Raw genomic sequence first — 6,647 nt, 5'->3', positions numbered from 1 at the left:
GTCCAGCGCGGACACGGCCTCGTCGGCGAGCACGAACTTGGGATGGAGCGCGATGGCCCGAGCGATGCCGATCCGCTGCCGCTGACCGCCGGAGAATTCGTGCGGGTGTCGCGATACGATTCCATGGTCGAGGCCTACGGCGGCGAGCAGTTCCTCGACGCGCTGTTTTTTCTCCTTGCCTGCCAGCCCGTGATGGACGGCGAGCGGTTCGCCGACGAGATCGCCGACGTTCCAGCGAGGATCGAGGGATCCGTACGGGTCCTGGAAAATCATCTGCATATGCCTGCGCGTCTGCCGAAGCCGCGAGGCGCCGAGGCGCGTCAGATCCTCGCCCTCGAACAGCACGCGCCCCGACGTGACGGGCTCCAGCTGCAGCAGCAGCCGGCCGAGCGTCGACTTGCCGCTGCCCGACTCGCCCACGAGGCCGAGCGTCTCTCCCTCCCGGATGGAAAAGGAGACGCCGTCCACCGCGCGCACGAGCGCCCGGGAGCGTCCGGGGAATCCCCGCTTGATCGGATAATACTTGCACACATCCTCCACCTTGAACAGCTCGATGCTCCCGGCCTTCGCCTGCGCTGCATCGTTCTTCTCGGCGGTTTCATGCTCGCCGGGCACAGCTTCTTGCACCAAGGCTGCGGCCGCATGGCGCTCCGTCTCCACGACGGCGGCGGCGGACTCGCCACGCTGCACCGCATCTTCCCGCGCGCTCAGCGCGCCTTCCTGCAGCAGCGCGTCCGCGTGCCAGCAGGCCGCCTCGCGGTCGCCGCGCCGGCTGAGCGGCGGCGCCGACGCCCGGCACCGGTCGGTCGCGTGCGGGCACCGGGGATGGAACACGCAGCCCTCCGGGAGCTTGCTCAAGCTCGGAATGCTGCCCGCGATGGCGTACAGCCGATCGCCCTTCTCCGTGTCGAGCGTGGCGACCGAGCGCAGCAAGCCGCTCGTATACGGGTGGTGCGGCTGCGAGAACAGCTCGGCGGCCGTCGCCTGCTCGCGGATGCGGCCGGCGTACATGACGACGATCCGGACGGCGAGCTGCGCGGCAATGCCCAGGTCGTGCGTAATCAACAGGATCGACATGCCGAACTCGGCTTTCAGTTCCTGCAGCAAGTGCAGAATTTGCGCTTGAAACGTTACATCGTGCGCCGTCGCCGGCTCGTCCGCGATGAGCAGCTCGGGCCCGCAGGACAACGCGAGCGCAATCATCGCTCGTTGCAGCATGCCGCCCGACAGCTCGCCGGGGTACTGCTTCATGCGCAGCTCGGGCTCCGGGATGCCGACCCGCGCGAGCAGACCGGCGGCATGCGCCTTGGCTTCGGCCTTTGTCTTGCGCTCGTGCCGCAGGATCGTCTCGACAAGCTGGTAGCCGATCGTATAGACGGGATCGAACGCGGCCATCGGTTCCTGAAAGATCATCGCGATCCGCTTGCCCCGAAGGCTGCGCAGCTCGCCCTGGGTCAGCGCGGTCAGATCGACCCCGTTCAGCGCGATCCGGCCGCCTTCGATATGCCCGTTCTCGTAGTCGACGAGCCGCATGACCGCCTTGGAGGCGACGGTTTTGCCGCTGCCGGACTCGCCTACGAGACAGACGGTCTCTCCCGGGGCGATCGTCAGCGAAACGTCGTGCAGGGCTTGCAGAAATCCGCGTTTCGTACGGAAGCCGACAGACAGTTGTTCGATTTCTAGCAGGCTTTGCATGGCCAACTCCTCTCTGTGGCGGACCGCGGTCGCCTCGGCGATGTCGTTCAAGCTTCCTTGCGCTTCGGATCGAGCCGGTCGCGCAGCCAGTCTCCGACGATGTTGACGGCCAGCACGAGCAGTGTGATCGCGAGGCCGGGATACGTGCAGATCCACCAGGCTACCGTCAGATAGCCGCGTCCTTGCGACAGCAGCGCGCCCCAGTCGGGAATTTCTTTTAACACGCCGAGTCCCAGGAAACTCAGGCCGGAGCCCGTCAGAATGGCGGTGCCGATGCCGAGCGTCGCCATGACGAGCAGCGGGGAGAGCGAGTTGGGCAGCACATGCTTCCAGAAAATCGCGAAAGGCGTCGCACCGATGGCACGGGAAGCCGTCACGAACGGCCGGCTCTTGATGCTGATCGTCTGCCCGCGCATGACACGCGCATAGCCGGGCACGGATGCGGCCGCCACGGCCAGCACGATGTTGCCGAGGCCGGGTCCCATCGCGGCTGCGATCGCCAGCGCCAGCAGGATGCCGGGAATCGTCATCAGCACGTCCACGACCCGCATCAGCACCGCGTCCACGGCGCCGCCGATATAGCCGGAGCTCGTGCCGATCGCGCCGCCGGCGAGCCCGCCGACCAGCACCGACATGAAGCCGATGTACAGCGAATCGCGAGCGCCGTACACGACGAGGCTGAAGATGTCGCGGCCATAGTAGTCGGTGCCGAACGGATGAGCGGCGCTCGGCCCCTGCATGATCGCGTCCATCATCATGTTCGTTGGCGAGTAAGGGGCGATCCACTGCGGAAACGCAGCGCAAATCGCGATGAGCAGGATAAGCGCTCCCGCGGCGTAGACGAACAGATCCGCCGGCTTGATGCGCCTCGCGCGCCCGCGGTAGGCCGGCAGCTCCCACTTCCGGCGCTCCAGAATCGCCTCAGCGGCCGTCGATTGTCTCATTAGGTTCACGTCCTTTCTTTGGCCGGGCAGAGATAAGGGTCAAAAGGCAGTTATTTCTGCAGATGGCCTTCGAGTTAAGAAAATAACGTCCAGAAGGCAGTTATTTCACCAACTTTCTCACGAAGAGGGGCAAAACGAACCAAATAACGGCCTTTCGACAACTATTCATCAAAATGAGACGGAGTGCGCCGAAATAACTGCCTTTTAGCAACTATCGCCGCCTCCGCCACGCCATTGCGCACCAACATCAAGCCATCGCACCGCCGCTCAACCGCGCACCAATATCTCGCCATCCCACCATCGCACCATCGCCATCCCACCATCGCACCATCACGCCGACCGCCGCACCCGCGGGTCGATGACCGCATACGACAAGTCGACGAGCAGATTCACGACGACGTACACGAGCGAGGAGAACAGGATGACGCCCTGCACGACCGGCAGATCCTTCGCCATGATGGCGTCCGCGATGATCCGGCCGATGCCCTGCCTGGAGAACACCGTCTCGATAACGACGGTGCCCGCCAGCATCTCGCCGGCCAGCACGCCGATCATCGTGACGGCGGGAATGAGCGCGTTGCGCAGCGCATGCCGATACATGACGGCGCGCTCGGACAAGCCCTTGGCGCGCAGCGTGACGACGAAGGCGTCGCCGATGACCTCGAGCATGCTGTTGCGCACCATGCGCACGATGAAGCCCGCGCCGATCAGGCCGAGCGTGAGCGCAGGCAGCACGAGCGTCCGCCACCCGTGCGAGCCCATCGCCGGGAACCATCCGAGCCGGACGGAGAAGATAAGCAGCAGCAGGATGCCGGTCCAGAAGGCGGGCATTGAGATGCCGAGCAGGCCGACGATCCGCGCGATGAGGTCGATCGGCTTGTTGCGGTGGATCGCCGACAGCACGCCCAGAAGCACGCCGACGATGACCGACACGGCGGCGCTGCAAGCCGCCAGGGCAAGCGTCGCGGGGAAGTGCTTCGCGATCTTGGGCAGCACGGGCTCCGAGTTCAGCACGGATTGGCCGAAGTCGCCGCGAAGCAGCTTGCCGAAGTAATCGGCAAGCTGCAGCAGGAAGGGGCGGTCGATTCCGAGCTGGTGACGGAGGTTCGCGATCGTCTCGGGCGAGGCGCTCGAGACGTCGATCATGCTCGCCACTGGGTCTCCCGGCAGCAGGTACATGATGACGAATACAAGCGCCGACGAGCCGACGATGACGAGGAGGGAGGAGAGTATGCGTCCGGTCACGGCTTTGAACATCGTTTTACCCCTTCCTCTCCGTTACTTGGCCAGGCTCACGTCGTTGAACAGCGGATAGCCCAGCAGGTCGAACTTCAGACCCTGAACGGACTTGGAAGCGGCGACCGTGTACGGGAACACGTAGATCGGGAGGATGATCGCCTCGTCCTTGATGCGCTGCTGCACCTTTTTGTATAACTCGGCGCGCTTCGCGTCGTCCTTTTCCACGGCGCCCTGCTCCAGCCATTGATCGATCTCCGGATCGGAGACTTTGGAAAGGTTGCCGAGCGCGCCCTTGGGCGCCGTGTGGTAGAACGCCGACAGCGCGTTCGGGTCCCCATTCACCTGGCTGTTGCCGTACAGATCGTAGTTGCTGTTCGTGTAAACTTCGGTCAGGATGTCTTTCGTAATGACGACTTCCGTGTCGATACCGATCTTCTTCAGCTGCTGCTGGATGATCGCGGCGATATCGTTGCGCTTCTCGCGGTTCGGAGAGCCGTCGACGTAGCGCAGGGTGAGCTTCTTGCCGTCCTTCTCGCGGATGCCGTCGGCGCCTTTTTTCCAGCCGATCTCGTCGAGCAGCGCGTTTGCTTTGTCTACGTCCGGTTGAACGGCGTTCTCCAGCGACGCGTCATAGCCCAGCACGCCCGGCGTCAGCGCGGACCAGGCCTGCTCGTAAGTGCCGAGGTACAGCGTTTTGACGATGGCGCCGTTGTCGATGCCGTATTGCAGCGCCTGGCGGGCCTTTGTCTCGCCCCATGGCGCGTGTTCCTGATTGATGAAAAGCGTATAGGGAAGCCCGATCGTATTGGCCTGCAGCACCTGAAAGTCGGGGTTGCTCTTCAGCGAGACGATGTTCTGCGGAGGCACGGTCTCGGCTGCCAGCACCTGCCCGCTCTGGACGCTGCCGATCCGGGTCGCTTCCTCCGGCGCGATCTTAAAGGTCACGCGGTCAAGGTAAGGCGCGCCTTTGTTGTCGACGATCTCGGGCGCCCATGCGTAATCGGGATTGCGCTCGACGGTGATCTCGGCGTTTTCCTCCCATTTGACGAACTTGAACGGGCCGGTGCCGACCGGATTTTTGCCAAACTGATCGCCGTACTTCTTGGCTGCCGTCGGGGAGACGATGCCGAGGAGGGCTTGACTCAGGTTGCCAAGGAAGGCGCGTGACGGCGTCTCCAGATTCAGCTTGACCGTGTATTCGTCGATGACTTCGGCCGACTTGTAGGGCTTCAGGAGCGCGCTCGCGTTGGCGGCCTTCGTGGCCGGATCGAGAATGCGGTCATAGTTGTACTTTACGGCTTCCGCGTTGAACGGCGTGCCGTCCTGGAACTTGACGTCCTGGCGCAGCTTGAACGTATAGCTCAGGCCGTCTTCGGACTCAGTCCATTCGGTGGCGAGCCACGGCTTGATCGTATTGTCGGGCAACTTCACCACGAGGTTGTCGTAAATGGTACGGATAACGCGGACGGCGACCGCGAGGCCGCTGCGCTGCGGATCGAGCGTATCGGGCGAAGTGGCGAGCGCGTAGGTCAGCTCGCCGCCTTGCGCGGCGGCGGAAGGCGAACCGTCGGCCTGCGAGGCCGAAGGCGAGGCGGCGCTTGGACTCGCGTCGCCGGAAGCGGCCTGGCCGTCGCCGTTATTATTGTTGTTGCCGCACGCCGCAAGCGCCAGCGTCAGGGCGAACGAGAGCGCGAGCAGCGCAGAAGTCCATTTGTACATCGAGGGATCCTCCCGTATGATCAAAGTGAATTAAGAACGGACCGCGACCGGCGCGGCATAGCGATTGACCGGGTACGGCAGGCCCAGGTTGCCCCGGAGCGTGTCGTGCTCGTATTCCGAGCGGTAAAGCCCGCGGACTTGAAGCAGCGGCACGACGTAGTTGACGAAGTCCGCGAACCCGCCCGGCACGGCCTCGCCGACGATGAAGCCGTCTGCCGCGTTTCCTTCGAACCACTGCGCAAGACGATCCGCGACTTTCTCCGGCGTGCCGACGAACGGCCCCTTGGGCGTCATCGTGCGGAGCGCGACCTGACGGAGCGTCCAGCCGTTTTCCTTGGCCTTCTGCTTGATCCGGTCCGTCGTGCTGCGGAAGCTGTTGGTCCCGAGATCGCCGATGTCGGGGAACGGTTCGTCAAGCGGATACGCGGAAAAGTCGTGATGGTCGAAAAAGCGTCCGAGGTACAGCAGCGCGTCATCGACCGAAGCGAGGGAGGCGATCTCCTCGTAGCGGCGCTCAGCCTCCTCGTCCGTGGCGCCGACGATCGGCCCGATGCCGGGGAAGATCAGGATCTCGTCCGGCGAGCGTCCGTACTCGGCGGCTCTGCGCTTCACGTCGGCGTAGAATTCCTGCGCTTCCTCGATCGTCTCGTGTCCGGTGAACACCGCGTCCGCCGTCCTTGCGGCCAGGTCGCGTCCGGCATCCGACGAGCCGGCCTGGAACACGATCGGCCTGCCCTGCTTGGACCGCGCGATGTTCAGCGGACCTTCGACGGAGAAGAACTCGCCCTTGTGATTGAGCCGGTGCATCTTGTCGGGATCGAAGAACACCCCGCTCTCTTTGTCGCGGACGAAGGCGTCGTCCTCCCACGAATCCCACAGTCCCTTGGCGACTTCGAGATACTCGGCGGCCAGGCGATAGCGTTTCGAATGGTCGGGATGTTCGCCTTTATTGAAGTTGGCCGCGGTCGCTTCGCCGGGCGAAGTGACGACGTTCCAGCCCGCACGTCCGCCCGAGATGTGGTCGAGCGAAGCGAACTGGCGGGCGACGGT

The 6,647-nt window shown here is 64.1% G+C and carries 5 protein-coding genes; all 5 read right to left on the bottom strand.

Annotation, left to right across the window (positions count from 1 at the left end):
• The coding region (locus KVT38_RS32880) for a dipeptide ABC transporter ATP-binding protein (RefSeq protein ID WP_217597965.1) at positions 1-1,695 on the bottom strand (1,695 nt) is incomplete at its 3' end.
• A gap of 47 nt (positions 1,696-1,742) precedes the next feature.
• Positions 1,743-2,639, bottom strand: a complete 897-nt coding sequence (locus KVT38_RS32875; RefSeq protein WP_217597964.1) for an ABC transporter permease — start codon at positions 2,637-2,639, stop codon at positions 1,743-1,745.
• Positions 2,640-2,969: 330 nt separating this feature from the next.
• On the bottom strand, positions 2,970-3,896 hold the full coding sequence (locus tag KVT38_RS32870; protein ID WP_217597963.1) for an ABC transporter permease: 927 nt from the start codon (positions 3,894-3,896) through the stop codon (positions 2,970-2,972).
• 21 nt (positions 3,897-3,917) lie between these two features.
• Positions 3,918-5,597: an ABC transporter substrate-binding protein gene (locus KVT38_RS32865; RefSeq protein WP_217597962.1), complete on the bottom strand. Its 1,680-nt coding sequence runs from the start codon at positions 5,595-5,597 to the stop codon at positions 3,918-3,920.
• A gap of 30 nt (positions 5,598-5,627) precedes the next feature.
• Positions 5,628-6,647 (bottom strand): LLM class flavin-dependent oxidoreductase (locus KVT38_RS32860; protein WP_217597961.1); only part of this gene is annotated, 1,020 nt, incomplete at its 5' end.

This window comes from Cohnella sp. GbtcB17, from assembly GCF_019091135.1.
In the GTDB taxonomy this organism is placed as follows: domain Bacteria; phylum Bacillota; class Bacilli; order Paenibacillales; family Paenibacillaceae; genus Cohnella.
This window is presented reverse-complemented; position numbering and strand designations above follow the sequence as displayed.